This is a genomic window from Accumulibacter sp. (assembly GCF_031732815.1).
Classification (GTDB): domain Bacteria; phylum Pseudomonadota; class Gammaproteobacteria; order Burkholderiales; family Rhodocyclaceae; genus Accumulibacter.
Map to the genome: position 1 here is coordinate 1 of NZ_JAVMKF010000290.1, position 15,321 is coordinate 15,321.

Genomic DNA, 15,321 nt, shown 5'->3' on the forward strand with positions numbered 1-15,321 from the left:
AAGGCGCGCACCAGCTCGCCCAGAAATTGATCACCAGCACCTTGCCCTGCCATTGAGCCAACGGCTGCTGCCGCCCGTCGAGATCGTTCAGACGCAGGCGCAAAACCGCCTGCGCCGTCGCTTGCGCGTCCTCGCGCGTCAGGGCGCGCGCGGCCGCGCCAACCGGCGGCAAGCCGTCGCTCGCCCCAGGCGTACCCGCGATCAGCCGGTAGCCGAGCAGCCCGATCGTCGCCAGCGTCACGCTACCGGCGGCCAGCGCCAGCCGGAATGCCGTCGAGCGTGTCATGCGCAACGACGCCGGCTCATCGCGCGCAGACAGACGAGGACGAACATCAGGCCACCGATGACCGCGATCAGTCCGCCCAGGCCCATCATCCCCATGCCGATCTTCTGCGGCAAGCTGACCAGCATCTGCTCCGCTCCAGCAACCTTGCGCTGCACGCCGTAGCCACCCGACCAGGCCAGCCCGACGACATGGATCAACTGTCCGGCGCCGTAGACATAGGGTTGCCAGAGCGCCAGCCGCCCTTCGGCGCGGCCAAAGCCGAGCTGCGGCAACAGGACGTAAGCCAGTCCCATGAAGGCGAGAGTCACCCCGACGGTCGATCCATGGTAATGCGCCGGGATGACGACGTTCACTCCCTGAATCAGATAGCCGAGCACGCCGCCCAGAGCAAAAAGCACGAACGAGGCGACGAAAGCCGACTTTGCCGGATCGCCCGGCACGCTCCGCACCCGCCAGAGCAGCAGCGCGGCCAGCACGATGAGCGGCGCCATGTACGGATGCCCCCAGATCATCAGCCGGGCGAAGAGGTCCATGTGCTCGTACGAACCTGCCGGAACGAGCAGGTAGATCGCCGGAACCGCCAGCAGCGGGAACGCGGCGAGCCAGAAGAACATGCTCAGGGCACGGCCCGAGAGGGGCAGTGGCTGCCTGAGATGCGTGCTGATCCACAGCCAGGTGACAACCATCAGCAGGCTGTGCTGAAACTGCAGGGTATGTCCGCCACCCCAGAACAGGACCTCGAAGTAGACGGTCTCCTCGATGCGCGGCACCAGCGCCCACGACCAATAGAAAGCGGCCAGCGCCAGGAAGGCGGCAAACGCGGCGAGGAAAGCGCCCAGGCGTAAAGGCTCGCCCGTCCACCGCAGCGGCCATGTGGTGATCAGCGCGCGCACCACAGTCAACGTCAGACCAAGCCCGAAAAGCCACAAGGAGGCGAAGAACAGCGGTTGCCTGAGAACCGGAATGTAGTTGTTGAGCACCGGCTCGGCGCCAGGAAAAAAGGGCGAAACCGACATCAGCGCGGTGCCCAGCGCAGCCAGCACAAAACCGCTCCAGGCAAGCCAGGTCAGGCCGCCGCCACCGATCGCCGACCAGACGACGGCAGCAAAGGCCATGAACCAGACCGCAACCGAGAGATCGACATGCACCACCAGGGCGGCACGAAACAAATCCTTCAGGGGAAAGACATCCTGGATGCCCGGCGTACGCGAGAGGACCAGCAGGACGGCAAGCAGGCCCGAGCCGATCAACGCCAGAACACCGAGCCACATCCAGGCACGCGCCAGACTGACCGGCGTGCCGGCATGGACCGTGACCGCCGACGGCCTCGCCAACGACTCGTTTACCGCTTGCCCACCCATGGCCGCCTCGCGTCAGACAAAACCGGGCATTATAGACCGCCGTACGCTGGCCAGGCACGCTGCGCTTGAAGTGTTCTCGCGCGGCGCAACCGCTGCCGAGCGAGCCAGCGGTCGACTTGCCGATGTCAAGTCCGGCGCGACATCGATGGCACGCGCGAGTGGCTTGCCGCGCGGCGTGACAAATGCGAATATTATTGAGTTTCGACTTGGATGGCGCCGACCCTTGCAAACAAAGAGCATGCACTGTTACCCACACAGCATCAACATTGAAGCGTTGCTGGCACACGTGCCTCTGTTCAACGAACTGGCCACTGAAGAAATCGCACGCCTGGCGCGGGGCACACGCGAAGTTGTCGCCGGACGGGGTGACATCCTGTTTCACAAGGGAGACATGCCTACCGGTTTTCATCTGATCGTGTACGGGCAGATGAAGCTCGCCTTCACTTCGCCGCAGGGCGGCGAAAAAGTGGTCGACATCCTCGGACAGGGCCAGACCTTCGGCGAAGCCGTGATGTTCATGGACAAACCGTACATGGTCTATGCGCAGGCCTTGTCGGATTCGCTCCTTCTGCACATTGCGAAAACCGCGATCCTCGATGAACTCGACACCGACCCCAAGCTGGGTCGCAAGATGATCGCCGGACTATCGCGGCGGCTGCATCATCTGATCACCGATGTCGAATCGTATTCGCTTCACTCCGGTCGCCAGCGCATCATCGGCTACCTGCTGCGCGACCATCTGACGAACGGCGCCAAGGTGATCACCGTCACCCTCCCGACCAACAAGCGAGTGATCGCCTCACGGCTCAACCTGACGCAGGAACACTTCTCGCGCATCTTGCACGAGTTGTCCGAGAAAGGGCTGATCGTCGTCGAAGGCCGGGTCATCCACATTCCGGACGTCGACAAGCTACGGTCCTACGACCGCTGACGTCCAGGCCCTCACCACACCACCAGGAGACATTGAACATGGCATTGGAAACCGAGATCAAGCTCAGCCTGACGGCGAGCGCTGCCCGGCGACTACCGGCACATCACCTGCTCGGCGGCGACAAGCCGCTGCAACAAAAGCTGATCAACACCTACTACGACACGCCAGATCGCCGCCTGCAGCGCAAGCGCCTGGCCGTTCGTTACCGACAGAAAGGCAGCGAATGGCTGCTCACCGTGAAAAGCGATGCGCCCCTGCCCGGCGGCCTTGCCCAGCGACGCGAATGGGAAGTGGCCGGAAAACCCGGCGAGTTCGACTTCTCGCACGTCGACAGTCCGAAGGTGCGTCGTTTCCTGGAGGACGCCCTGCCTGAACTGGCTCCCGTGTTCACCACCGACTTCACCCGATCACTCTGGGTCATCACACCGCAGGAGGGCAAGCGCATCGAGCTGGCGCTCGATCGTGGCAAGATCGTCGCCGGCGACCGCCAGATGGTCATCTGCGAGGTCGAACTGGAACTGCTCGAGGGTGAGGTGGCCGATCTCTTTGCCCTTGCCCTCGCCCTGCAAGCCGACCTGCCGATGCATCCCGAGGGCGCCAGCAAGGCTGAACGCGGTTACCGCCTGGCCGCCGACGAGCGCCTGCTGCCATGTCGGGCAGCGAACGCGGAGCTTCAGATGGGCATGTCCACGGTCGGCATTTTCCGCGCCACCGCATTCTCGTGTCTCGCCCAGTTGCAAGGCAACGAACGCGGCGTACGCGAAACCGATGCGCCCGAATTCATTCATCAGGCGCGCGTCGCCATCCGTCGGCTGCGCTCAGCGATCCGCCTTTGGCGCCCGCTACTGCCGGCAGACTACGTCACTGACTTCGATCCACGCTGGCGGACGCTGGCCAATGCGATGGGCGACACGCGTAACTGGGATGTCTTCATCACCGAGATCCTGCCGCCGATCCAGCAGGCTTTTCCCGAGCACGCCGATGTGCAGCGCCTGGCGGACCAGGCGCGCCGCAAACTCACCGGCTGCCGCCAGGCGGCGCAGAAAGCGATCGCCGCGCAGCCTTATTCCCAGTTGTTGCTCTCCTTCACCGCCGCTACGCTCGCCCTGCCCGAAAGCAAGAAGCCGCCCGTCTCCGCCTTCGTACCGCGTTCGCTGAACAAGCGTGCCAAGCGTGTCGCCGAGTTGGCCAACGAAACGAAGAATGGTACGCCCGAAGCACGCCACGCGCTGCGCGTCGCGCTCAAACGCCTGCGCTACGCCCTGGAGTTCTTTGCTCCCCTCTTCCCGGCTCGCCGCATGCAGCGCTACCACCAGAGTGCCGCCGGCCTGCTCGACCTGCTGGGCCGGATGAACGATATCGCGGTGGCTGAGCAACTTGCCATCGACGCCCTGCCGGATCACCCGAGCGATCTGGTGCGCGGCTGGCTGGCTGGACGCAGCGACCTGATGCTCGGCCAGCTCGACTCACTGCTCGGACAGTTCCTCAGCCATCCACCGCCCTGGGAACATGCCTGAGCCGCGCCATCTGAAGCGCACCGCCAGGCCGCACGCCTCGACCGCCGGCGCCGCACGGCAAAGCCAGCGGTGAACCGCGCCAGCGCCGGGCGAGGCACGGCCGGACGATGGTGGCTCGGGTGTGTGCTGCTTGCCTCGTTTGCCGGGGCGATCGCCCAGCCTGCCGAACTGCCGGCAGCGGTCGCCCAGGCGCTCAACGAGAGCGGCATCGCAGCCCGCTCGCTGGCTGTCGTCGTCCAGTCGGTCGACGGGGGTGGGCCGCTGGTCAGTCATAATGCGCGCCAGCCGATGAATCCGGCGTCGGTCATGAAGCTGGTGACGACCTACGCCGGGCTCGAACTGCTCGGCCCTGCGTACACCTGGCGCACCGAAGCGCTAAGCGACAGCGCGCCGAACACCGGAAGGCTCGACGGTCACCTCTACCTGCGCGGCGGCGGCGATCCCAAGCTCGGCCTCGAACAGTTCTGGCTGCTGCTGCGTCAGCTTCGCGCGCGCGGCTTGAGCGAGATCGCCGGCGATGTCATTCTCGACCGCAGCGCATTCGCGCCGATAGCGCACAATCCCGGTGATTTCGACAACGAGCCGCTGCGCCCGTACAACGCGGGCCCCGACGCCCTGCTCGTCAACCTGAAGAGCATTCGCCTGAACCTGCAGGCCGACGCGGCGAGCAAAGCTGTCAAGGTCATCGTCGACACCCCAGCCGATGGCCTGCGCATCGACAACCACCTCAAACTCGGACGCGAAGCCTGTGGTGATTGGCGCGAGCAGATCAGAACGCAGGTGAGCGGCCGCACGCTTGAATTGAGCGGAGTTTTTCCGGCTGCCTGCGGCGAAAAGGCCTTGCACCTGGCCCCCTGGCCGGCCAACGAGCAAGTGGAGTCGCTGTTTCGCGCCCTTTGGCGCGAACTCGGTGGCAGCCTTGCCGGGCGGGTGCGCGAAGGCCGTACGCCGGCAACCGCGCAGGTCCAGGCCGTGCAGGAGTCACCGCCACTCGGCGAGGTCATTCGCGACATCAACAAGTTCAGCAATAACGTCATGGCGCGCCAGTTGTTCCTGACGCTCGACGCGGATCGGCCGGCGACGGCCGACGGTGCCCGCCGACGGATAAGCGCCTGGCTACACGCCAAGGGGCTGCCGGCGCCTGAACTGGTGCTCGATAACGGCTCCGGACTGTCGCGCAGCGAGCGCATCTCGGCCGACAGCCTGGCGCAGATCCTGCGCGCCGCGTGGCAGAGCGCGGTGATGCCTGAACTTATCTCGTCGCTGCCGCTCGCCGGCGTCGACGGCACGCTGCGCAAACGCCTCAACGACAGCTCGACAACCGGACGTGCGCACCTGAAGACCGGCTACCTCGAGGGTGTGCGCGCCATCGCCGGCTATGCGCTGGACAGCCGACAGCGACGCTGGATCGTCGTCTGTCTGATCAACGATCCGAAGGCCAGACTCGGCAAACCGGTAATTGATGCCTTGTTGGGCTGGCTGGTCCGGCGCTAGTCCGCCCGACTGGCTGCGCCCTGCGGTCGGCCGATGCGCTCTCGGTGATCGGCGGATGCGCCGTTCACTCCCCGCCGACCGACCGCCCCTCACCCAGCGCCAGCCAGCCGCGAATGACGCGATACGCCACCCAGACGCCCAGGATGACGATCAGCACCCATGCCAACGGGATGCCAACCAGGGTGAAGATCAACAGATAGTAGACCAGCAGCCACCCCAGGGTAAACCAGAAGGTCCTGATCTGCCAGCGGAAATGGCTGTCCAGCCAGGTGCCGCGCACCTCGTCGCGCTTGACGTAATTGAGGATGACGGCGAGCAGCGAGGGAACGCCGAAGACGAAAGCGCCGGCGACCGTCGCGGCGCCAGTAACGCCGACGATCACGGCCAGCGCGTGCAGCCCGTAGATCACGTGGCACCAGGCGCGCGGACCGTCCATGTTGGCGGCCGGAATTAAATCCTGTCTCATTTCTCATCTCCTGTAGCGACCCGGCTGGCCACCAGGTCGAACGATGTCAAGTTTGATCGCCTGGACGCCATCGTCAGCCGCCCGCGGCGCGGCGGCTAAAGCCCGAGGTCGCCCCACAGCGCGTCGACACGCTCGCGCACGGCACGTTCCATGACGATCGGCCTGCCCCATTCGCGACAGGTCTCGCCGGGCCACTTGTTGGTCGCGTCGATGCCCATCTTGCTGCCGAGACCGGCAACCGGGCTGGCGAAGTCGAGATAGTCGATCGGCGTGTTCTCCGCCAGCAGCGTGTCGCGTGCTGCGTCAACGCGTGTCGTCATCGCCCAGATGACTTCCTTCCAGTCGCGTACGTCCACATCGTCGTCGACGACGATGATGAACTTGGTGTACATGAACTGGCGCAGGAAGCTCCAGATGCCGAACATCACGCGTTTGGCGTGGCCGGGGTACTGCTTCCGGATGCTGACCGTTGCCAGACGATACGAACAACCCTCGGGCGGCAGATAAAAATCGACGATTTCGGGAAACTGCTTCTGCAGAAGTGGCACAAAGACTTCATTCAGCGCCACGCCCAGCATCGCCGGCTCGTCTGGCGGTTTGCCGGTATAGGTGCTGTGATAGATCGCCTCGCGCCGCATGCTCAGACGCTCGATGGTAAACACCGGGAAGCGCGCCTGCTCGTTGTAGTAGCCGGTGTGATCGCCATAGGGTCCTTCGAGCGCGCTTTCGGCCGGGTCGATGTAACCTTCGAGAACAATTTCCGCCGCCGCCGGCACCTGCAGGTCGCACGTCAGGCACTTGACGACCTCGGTCCGGGCGCCGCGCAGCAAGCCGGCGAACTGGTACTCCGAGAGGCTGTCTGGAACTGGCGTCACGGCAGCCAGGATGGTCGCCGGATCGGCGCCGAGCGCCACCGCGACCGGGAACGGCTGCCCCGGGCTGGCCGCACAGTGGTCGCGAAAATCGAGCGCCCCACCGCGATGCGCCAGCCAGCGCATGATCACCTTGTTCTGCGCGATCACCTGCTGGCGGTAGATGCCGAGATTCTGGCGCGTCTTGTGCGGCCCGCGCGTCACCGTCAGGCCCCAGGTAATCAGCGGCGCAGCGTCGCCGGGCCAGCAGAACTGGATCGGCAGGCGCGACAGATCGACTTCGCTGCCTTCCCAGACGATCTCCTGGCAGGCTGCCGACGAGCGCAGACGCGGTGCCATGTTGAGCACCTGCTTGAGCACCGGCAGCTTGTCCCAGGCGTCGCGCAAGCCTTTCGGCGGTTCGGGCTCCTTCAGGTAGGCGAGCAGCTTGCCCACCTCGCGCAAGGCGGTAACCGATTCCTGGCCCATGCCGAGCGCGACCCGGCGCGCTGTGCCGAAGAGGTTGCCGAGCACCGGCATGCGGTGCCCGCGCGGCCGTTCGAAAAGCAGCGCTGGCCCGCCGGCGCGCAGCACCCGGTCGCAAATCTCGGTCATCTCCAGGCGTGGGTCTACTTCGACGGCGACACGCTTGAGTTCGCCCAGGCGTTCGAGTTGTCCGATGAAATCGCGCAGATCGTCGTACTTCATGCCGGCACCGCCTCAGCGGATGCGGTAAGCGTGGTGGCAGGCGACGCAGGCAGCGGTCAGCGACGGCAACGCGGCGATCGCCTTGTCCCGCTCGCCGGCCGTGGCAAGGCGGGCGAAGGCGCTCGCCGCCTGGTGCCCTTCGATCCCGATGGCATGCATGGCAGGCGGCATGTGCGGCCCGGGACGCGCCTCGAACGGCAAGGCGCGATGCTTGCCCATGGCCGACACGCCCAGCTCCTTTTCCGCCAGCGCGCCGGCTTCGGCGAGTTTGCCGGTCGTCACCAGGCTGAGAATCTCGTTCAAGGCCACCATGTTGGCGCGCATTTCTGCCCGCAGCGTCGCTTGTGCGGCGGCTGGCATCGCTGCCAGTTGACGCGCATCCTCGGCCGCGGCAGCCGGCGCGGCAGCAAGCATCAGCAAACAGAAGACGGCGACTTTCATCCTGCAATTCCTTTCGCAAACAGATAATCGAGCGCAATACCGGCAAACACGCTGGCGCCCAGCCAGTTGTTGTGCAGGAATGCCTTGAAGCATCGAGCGGGATCACGCATCCGGATCAGGCGGTAATGGTAAACCGCGATGCCGGCAGCGGCGAACAGGCCGAGGTCGAAGACGCGACCCAAACCCGCACGATGTCCGACCAGCCCGATGAACCCCAGCGCCAGCGCGTAACAGCACATCACCGCCGCGACATCGGCGCGCCCGAAGGTGATCGCGGAAGTCCGGATGCCGATTTTCAGATCGTCGGCGCGGTCGACCATGGCGTATTCAGTGTCGTAGGCAATCGCCCAGAAGACGTTGCCGAGCAGCAGCCACCAGGCCTCTGGCGGAACTCGACCGAGTTGCGCCGCATACGCCAGCGGAATTCCAAAGCCGAAGGCGACGCCCAGGTAGGCCTGCGGGACGGCAAGAAAGCGCTTGGTAAACGGATAGCTCACCGCCAGCGCGAGGGCAGCGGCGCACAGGCCAGCCATCAGCCAGCTCCGCAGCGGCAGGACGAGAACAACCGCGCAGGCGACCAGTCCGGCGAACAGCAGCAGCGCCTCGCGCGGCGAAACGCGTCCGGCGGCCAGCGGACGGTGGCGCGTGCGTGCAACGTGCGGATCGAAGTCACGGTCAGCCAGGTCGTTGATCACGCAGCCCGCCGAGCGCATGAAGACGGTACCCAGAACGAAGATCACGACGACCCGCCAGTCGGGTTGACCACGGCCGGCGAGCCACAAGCCCCACAAGGTCGGCCAGAGCAGCAGCAGGATGCCGATCGGTTTGTCGAGCCGCATCAGGCGCTCGTAGAGAACGATCCGCTCGCGCCATTTCCCACTCGCTGCTGCCATGTCGTCCATGCTTCGGCAAGCCTGGCGCGTGCTCAGCAGGCGGCTGGCGCGACTGCGCCCGGCGCCTTGCGATAAAGCAGCAGCCGGTAAAGGGCAAGGCAGATGAGCCAGTCGATCAACCCGGTGGCAACGGTGTGCGAGAGGAAATGCGCCCCCTGGATCATCCGGCCAGCACCGATCAGCGAGGCAAACAGCAGTACTGCGCAGAGCACCTGGCGCGCCAGCCGCGGCCGCTCGTCACGCAGAAAGAAGAACAGGGCGAGCAGCGAAAAGCCGCTGGCCGCATGCCCCGCCGGCCAGCAGTGGCCGGCCGGCTGACCCTCGGGCGCGGCGCCGCCGACATGCACGTACGCGTAGCGGCCGCCAAACTGCGCGAGGTCCCAGGGACAGTGCACCCCGGTCAATTCCTTGAGCGGCGTGACGACCAGCGAGGCGCAGCCGATCGCGGCAACCAGATAACCGAGCGGCCGGCGCCAGCGCTGCCACTCGCCACGCGTCCAGGTCAACAGCCAGGCAAGCGCCAGGAGCACGCCGAAGCCGATGATGACCTTCTTGAGAATGTCGTGCATGAGCGTCTCGACGAGCCACACGTGGCGGCCGACAAAACCGATCCCAGGCTGGTAGAACCAGCTTTCGACGAGGAAATCGATCGGCGCCGTGTCGATCAGGACGAGGGCTGCCAGCAGCAGCGCAGGAACGACCGCCAGCCACGGCGACAGCGCGTCCGGCGACTCGGGATGCGCTATCCCGGGTGGGATCGGGGCTGCGGCATCGGGCATCGGTAGCGAATTTCCTTAGATCGGGGTCGGCGCAAGCACCAAGGCGCTCGCTGACGTTCGGCGGGCGAGCGCCACTATACTATAGCTTGCCGCCCCCCGCTTCCGCTGCGTCGCGCATGCCGGGTTTCCCGACGCGGAGGAAAGTCGTCGCTTGCCCGGGCGAGGGGAAATCCAGCTCGCTCGCCAGCGCGCGCTGTCGCGCCCGGGCCCCCGGCCCACGTTCTCCCCCTTCCGGCTGCACAAAGTGCGCCCGCCACGCGGATATCGCCTCAAGTTGCTCACCGTTCCTGCCGTTGTGTTAGTTGGATCGGGAAAGGCAGCCGGCGAGAACGAGCCGCTTGCGCGACAACAAAGTCACCGTGCAGTGCCGAGCGGCGAGCAACGAGTCCTGCAGCACCGATCCGGCCGCTACCGAGCGCTTTCCGACGCGGCGAGGCCAGCGGCAGATCTCGCGCGAATCGGCAAGGGCGCAGCGGCAGCACCTTCCGGCGCGCCGAATTCGCACAACGTTGGATGAGACCAAGCTGATGTCGTTAGAACTATGCAACGAGACCGCGCCGACGCTGGCGCAGGTTCGACAGTCGCTAGTCAGCCTGATCAAGCAGGCTGACCGAGCCGGAGCGAACGCGCTCCTCAATTCGTGGGCGGCACATCACGGCTATGAGCAAGTCTTCAAGGAACTTCTCGAACCGGCGCTGATCGGCATCGGCGAGTCGATCACCGGCGAAAAACATACCCTGGCTCAGGCCTACGTCGCGGCCAAGGTAGCCGAGGACATGCTCACCCGGGCGGTAAATCAGCCGGGAGCCAGCGACCACGACGAACCGGCAAAGGGCCCGGTGGTGCTCGGCAATCCGGAGGGTGACTTTCACGCCCTCGGGCGTCGGATGGTGGCTACGATGCTGCGCTCCAAGGGCTGGCTCATCCACGATCTTGGCAACGATGTCCCGGCGGAGGAATTCATCGGTCAGGCACTGGCCACCGGCGCGCGCATCATTGGCGTTTCGGCGATGACGATGACCACCGCACAGGGTATCCGCGCCTTGCGCCAGGAAATCGACGCGCGTGGTCTGCGCGGTCGAATACAACTGGCCGTCGGTGGCGCTGTCTTCCTGGTCATGCCGGGTCTGGCCGAGGACGTTGGCGGCGACGGTACGGCGAGCAGCATGTTTGCCGCCCCCGCCCTCTTCGACCGGCTTTGGCAAGCCTCGCTACAGGCGGAGTTGAGCCATGCATAGCGCTATGCGGTTCGCCAACCTGCTGCGTGACCAGCCGACCGACCGGCGCCTGTTCACGCTGGTCCTCAGCCTCTACGGTGCGCGCCTGACGGCTTGCCCGCTCGACCAGCACTACACCGACCCCCTCGCCTACGCGCGTGGCCAGTCGGCCGTGCGTGAGACCTTCCAGCCCGACGTGCTCTTCGCGCCGGTGGCCGTTGCCCTGATCGGGGCGGCTTTTGGCGGCAGGCTGCGCTATCTGACGAGCAACGCGCCGACGCTTGCCCAACCGGCGATCGAATCGGCCGGCGAATGGCAAGACCTGAACATTCCCGACCCCGAGCGGCAGCCACATCTGGTTTTCGTGCGCGAGGCGCTGCGCCGCATGGTCGCCGAACACCGCGATCAGGTGCCCGTCGCTGCCCTGTTTCTGACGCCGGTCGACATCCCGATGCTGGTCATGGGCATGGACGCCTGGATGGACACCGTGCTCTTCGACCGCCCCGCGGCGCAGCGCATCGCGCGCAGCCTGATTCCGTTTTTCGTCACGATGACGAACGGCTACCTGGACGACGGTGCGGCCTACGTAATACTACCGTGCGCGTTTGCCTCGCCGGGAATCGTGCCACGGACGATCGCCGAGCAGTTTTCGCGCCCAATCATGGCCGAGGCTCTGGCGCAACTGCGCGGACCGGTCGCGCTGCACCACCTCGACCCCCCCTTGCTGCCGCACCTCGACCTGCTCGCCGACCTGCCGGCGGTCGGCGGCTTCAGCCTCGCTTCGGCCGACAGCCTGAGTCAGGCACGCACGTTGCTTGGCCGCCAGCCGATCCTGCTCGGCGGACCCGAGGTTCGCTTGCTGCGCCAGGGGACCAGCGGCGAGGTCGAAGCCACTTGCCGCGCGGTTCTGGAAGATCGGCGCGACGACCCGCGCTTCATCCTGTGCAATTCGGGGGCTGACCTCTGGCTCGACACACCGCCGGAAAACATTCACGCCGTACGGCGCGCCGTCGAGTCCTGGGCGAGCGAACGCTGATGACGCCTTCGCCGCAAAGTCCGGTCGTCCTGGTCACCTGCTCGGTGTTTCGCGCCGAGGTCACCCACTTGTGGAAGACGTGTTGGCCCCATCTGAAGGTCCCCTTTCAAAGCTCGATGCTGCACATGAACCCGGTCAAGCTCGGTTGCCGGCTGGAAATGGTCGTCGACAACGAGCTGCGCCAAGGCCACCGCGTGGTTCTCGTCTACGGGGAATGCTTTCCCGGCATGGGCGAGTTGGAATCACGACCGGGCGTCGCGCGTACGCGCGGCGGCAACTGCGCCGAGATGGTCCTTGGGCACAAGGAGTACGTGCGGCTATTGCGCGCTGGCGCGTTCTTTCTGCTCCCCGAATGGGCGGCACAGGGCGACCGCTACTTCCGGCGCGACCTGGGCTTGAATCGCGACAACGCCACCAGCCTGATGCGCGACTCGCACAACACCCTGCTCTACCTGGATACTGGCGTGACGCCGATCCCCGAGCAGGGACTGCAGTCGGTCTCCCGCCACTGCGGCTTGCCATGGGAAATCCTGCCGGTCTCGCTCGATCGTTTGCGCGCGGTCATCGAGGACGCACTGCAGCGGCTCGACGCGTTGGCCGCACCCGACTAGTGGAGACCACCATGCGCGATCCAGCGTTGCCCGTGATGACCATGGACATCCTGAGCAACGTCCTCGAACGGGCAGATCATCCAGGCGACCTGGGTGCCTGTCTGGCCGAAGAGATTCGCGCCCTGACCGGCGTACGCTGTGTCGTCTTCGTGCAGTACGACGATGCGCTGCCGACCGGCGGCGACCGCTTGATCAGCGTCAACCCGCACCGCCGCCAGCGCTGGGCGGCATCGGCCGGATTCCGTCGCCTGTGCGGGATCACGCGCGAGCTGCAGGCGATTTGCACCTGGTCGCCGGATGAAACTTCGGAAGAGGCCGAGATCCTGCGTGCAGAGGGATTCGGCCTGTCGATGGCGATACCGCTGAGCGTCGGTGTTCATCGGGTCGGCGTGATGCTCTTGCTCGGCTTCCCCGATGACGCCAAGCTGGCGTCCACGACCAAGCTGCTTGACACGCTGTCCTCGGTCCTCGCGCTGGTCCTGCGCAACGCCTTCCTCTACGAACAGCAGGAGCACATCATCCGCGAACGCACGGCCGAGCTGCGCCGGATGAACGAGCAGTTGCGCACCGAGCTGACCGAACGTGAACGCCTGGAAGTGGAACTGCGTCAGAGCGAGGAACGTCTCAAGCTGGCCACCGAATCGGGCCGCCTGGCCATCTGGGACTGGGATGTGCGCACCAATGCGATGCTCTGGGACGAGCGCATGCTCGACCTGTACGGCATCAGCCGGGAGGCTTTCACCAATGACGTGAGCACCTGGGAACACAGCCTGCACCCGGATGACCGTGAGCGAGCCTACCGCGAATGCCAGGCGGCGCTGCAAGGTGAGCGGGATTTCAACACCGAGTTCCGCATCCTGCGCCCGGACGGCACGCTGCGTTGGGTCAAGGCGGATGCCCTGGTCCTGCGTGACACCACCGGCAACGCACTGCGCATGACCGGTCTGAATCGCGACATCACTGCCGCCAAGCACGCCGAAGCCGAGCTGAGTACCTACCGGGCTCACCTGGAAGAACTGGTCTCGGCGCGCACGTCGGAACTGCAGACCGCCAAGGAAGGTGCCGAAGCGGCGAACCGGGCAAAAAGCACGTTCCTCGCCAACATGAGCCACGAGCTGCGCACCCCGTTAAACGCCATCCTCGGCTTTTCGGCGCTGCTCCGCCAGAATTCCGGGCTGAGCGAACAGATGCTCGAGTATCTGGACATCATCAAGCGCAGCGGCGAACACCTGCTCGGGTTGATCAACGATGTTCTCGACATGGCCAAGATCGAAGCCGGACGTATCGAGTTGGTCAAGCTCCCGCTCGATCTGGCGGCGACGGTAGATGACGTCGTCGGCATGATGCGCCAGCGTGCGCAGGAGAAGGGCCTGACGCTGAAGCTGGAGCGCTCGCCGCGTGTCGCGCGCTACATCCGGGGCGATCAGACCCGACTGCGCCAGCTCCTGGTCAACCTGCTGAGCAACGCGATCAAGTTCACCGCAGCCGGCGAGGTCACCCTGCGCGTCAACGCGGCAGCGGACGGCGGCGCGCCGCGGCTTCTGATCGAGGTGGAAGACACCGGCCCGGGAATTGCGTCGGAAGACCAGGCGCGAGTGTTCGAGCCTTTCGTTCAGGCAGGCCCGGCTTCCGACCAGAAAGGTACCGGGCTGGGCTTGGCGATCACCCGCCAGTTCGTCGAGTTGATGGGGGGACGGCTCGGGATGAGCAGCCGCGTCGGACAAGGCAGCCGTTTCTGGATCGACCTGCCGCTCGAGCTCGCGACGGCGAGTGACGTGTCCGACCCGCAACAGGCGGGCGACGAGCTGCTGACGCTGGCGCCGGGCCAGCCCGAGTGGCGGATTCTGGTCGTCGAGGATCAGCCGGAGAGCAACCTGCTGCTCAGCCGCCTGCTGGAAGACGCCGGATTCCGCGTGCGTCGGGCGGCAAATGGCGCCGAAGGCGTCGAATGCTTCCAGCAATGGCGGCCCCACTTCATCTGGATGGACCAGCGCATGCCGGTGATGAGCGGCTTGGAGGCCAGCCGGCACATCCGCGCGTTGGAAGGGGGCGCAACAGTAAAGATCGTCGCGCTGACCGCATCGGTGTTCGCCGAACAGCGGAGCGAGATGCTGGCGGCGGGGATGGACGATGTCCTGCACAAACCACTGCGCCTGGCCGAGGTGTTCGGCTGCCTGCAACGTCATCTCGGCGCGCGCTTTCTGCGCCGACCCAGTGCACATCCGCTACCCCCTGCGCTGTCGCCAGGCGCGTTGAACAGCGCAGCACTCGCGGCGCTGCCGCAAGAACTGCGCGGCGAACTGGCCGACGCGCTATTGACGCTCGACACCACGCGCATCACCACGTTGATCGGGCAGATCGGCGAGTACGATCCGGCACTCGCCCAGGCGCTGCGCAGCCATGCCGACAATTTCGACTTCGAGCCGATCGAACGGGCCTTGTGCCGCGAGTAAAGAGGCTCAGGTGATCAACCACAACTCGACGAGGGGAGCGCCAGCCTTGCGCTGGCCGGCCGTACTGGCGCCGCCGGAAGCCAGGCAGGACGGCCGCCTGACCCTGCCCGACGAGCCATGGCGCATGCTCCTCATCGTCGCCGGCGTGAGCCTCGCCTACTGGGCGATTTCGTGGCTCAATTGGGCGCTGTTCAAGCGCGGTGGGATTCTGCCGATGCCGATCTGGCCGGCCGCGGGCTTTGCCGTGGCAGCAGCCTACCGTCTCGGCTGGCGAGCG

The 15,321-nt window shown here is 65.7% G+C and carries 14 protein-coding genes; 7 read left to right on the forward strand and 7 right to left on the reverse strand.

Translation table 11 applies throughout. The annotated features are described in order from the left end of the window. On the reverse strand, nt 1–286 hold a 286-nt coding region (locus RKP46_RS16575; RefSeq protein ID WP_311107643.1), incomplete at its 3' end, for a TlpA disulfide reductase family protein. After that, the gene (locus RKP46_RS16580; RefSeq protein ID WP_311107644.1) at nt 283–1,647 is read right to left on the reverse strand and encodes a cbb3-type cytochrome c oxidase subunit I; all 1,365 of its coding nucleotides are present in this window, start codon (nt 1,645–1,647) and stop codon (nt 283–285) included. The genes RKP46_RS16575 and RKP46_RS16580, both read right to left, overlap by 4 nt. A 238-nt stretch (nt 1,648–1,885) precedes the next feature. On the opposite strand from RKP46_RS16580, the gene RKP46_RS16585 reads away from it, so the two are divergent. The 3 genes from RKP46_RS16585 (at nt 1,886) to dacB (ending at nt 5,589) form a co-directional block, all read left to right on the forward strand. Next, nucleotides 1,886–2,578 (forward strand): Crp/Fnr family transcriptional regulator, encoded by a 693-nt coding sequence (locus tag RKP46_RS16585; RefSeq protein ID WP_311107645.1) that lies wholly within the window; start codon nt 1,886–1,888, stop codon nt 2,576–2,578. Between the two features lie 38 nt (nt 2,579–2,616). Further along, nucleotides 2,617–4,095: a CHAD domain-containing protein gene (locus RKP46_RS16590; protein ID WP_311107646.1), complete on the forward strand. Its 1,479-nt coding sequence runs from the start codon at nt 2,617–2,619 to the stop codon at nt 4,093–4,095. A 69-nt stretch (nt 4,096–4,164) separates the two neighbouring features. Continuing rightward, a complete protein-coding gene (dacB, locus tag RKP46_RS16595) occupies nt 4,165–5,589 on the forward strand; it encodes a D-alanyl-D-alanine carboxypeptidase/D-alanyl-D-alanine-endopeptidase (RefSeq protein WP_311107647.1) in 1,425 nt (474 codons plus the stop codon). A gap of 64 nt (nt 5,590–5,653) precedes the next feature. On the opposite strand, the gene RKP46_RS16600 is transcribed toward dacB, so the two are convergent. From RKP46_RS16600 to RKP46_RS16620, 5 genes are all read right to left on the reverse strand, one after another. Continuing rightward, entirely contained in the window at nt 5,654–6,055 is a 402-nt protein-coding gene (locus RKP46_RS16600; protein ID WP_311107648.1) for a hypothetical protein, read from the reverse strand. A 95-nt stretch (nt 6,056–6,150) separates the two neighbouring features. Beyond that, complete coding sequence (gene ubiD, locus RKP46_RS16605; RefSeq protein ID WP_311107649.1) at nt 6,151–7,614, reverse strand: 4-hydroxy-3-polyprenylbenzoate decarboxylase; 1,464 nt, start codon at nt 7,612–7,614, stop codon at nt 6,151–6,153. Nucleotides 7,615–7,626: 12 nt separating this feature from the next. Further along, nucleotides 7,627–8,055, reverse strand: a complete 429-nt coding sequence (locus RKP46_RS16610) for a cytochrome C (protein WP_311107650.1) — start codon at nt 8,053–8,055, stop codon at nt 7,627–7,629. Further along, nucleotides 8,052–8,957 (reverse strand): 4-hydroxybenzoate octaprenyltransferase, encoded by a 906-nt coding sequence (gene ubiA, locus RKP46_RS16615; RefSeq protein WP_311107651.1) that lies wholly within the window; start codon nt 8,955–8,957, stop codon nt 8,052–8,054. Before ubiA ends, RKP46_RS16610 begins: the two co-directional genes overlap by 4 nt. Nucleotides 8,958–8,980: 23 nt before the next feature. Continuing rightward, entirely contained in the window at nt 8,981–9,727 is a 747-nt protein-coding gene (locus RKP46_RS16620; RefSeq protein WP_311107652.1) for a phosphatase PAP2 family protein, read from the reverse strand. A gap of 527 nt (nt 9,728–10,254) precedes the next feature. Here RKP46_RS16620 and RKP46_RS16625 point away from each other — a divergent pair. Genes RKP46_RS16625 through RKP46_RS16640 form a run of 4 tightly spaced genes read left to right on the forward strand, consistent with a single transcriptional unit; the run spans nt 10,255 to nt 15,044 of the window. Next, entirely contained in the window at nt 10,255–10,965 is a 711-nt protein-coding gene (locus RKP46_RS16625; RefSeq protein WP_311107653.1) for a cobalamin-dependent protein, read from the forward strand. After that, entirely contained in the window at nt 10,958–11,980 is a 1,023-nt protein-coding gene (locus RKP46_RS16630; RefSeq protein WP_311107654.1) for a uroporphyrinogen decarboxylase family protein, read from the forward strand. Before RKP46_RS16625 ends, RKP46_RS16630 begins: the two co-directional genes overlap by 8 nt. Further along, nucleotides 11,980–12,591, forward strand: coding sequence for a DUF1638 domain-containing protein (locus tag RKP46_RS16635; protein ID WP_311107655.1), 612 nt, complete (start codon nt 11,980–11,982; stop codon nt 12,589–12,591). Before RKP46_RS16630 ends, RKP46_RS16635 begins: the two co-directional genes overlap by 1 nt. A gap of 11 nt (nt 12,592–12,602) precedes the next feature. Further along, nucleotides 12,603–15,044 (forward strand): ATP-binding protein, encoded by a 2,442-nt coding sequence (locus RKP46_RS16640; protein WP_311107656.1) that lies wholly within the window; start codon nt 12,603–12,605, stop codon nt 15,042–15,044. Nucleotides 15,045–15,321 lie beyond the last annotated feature (277 nt).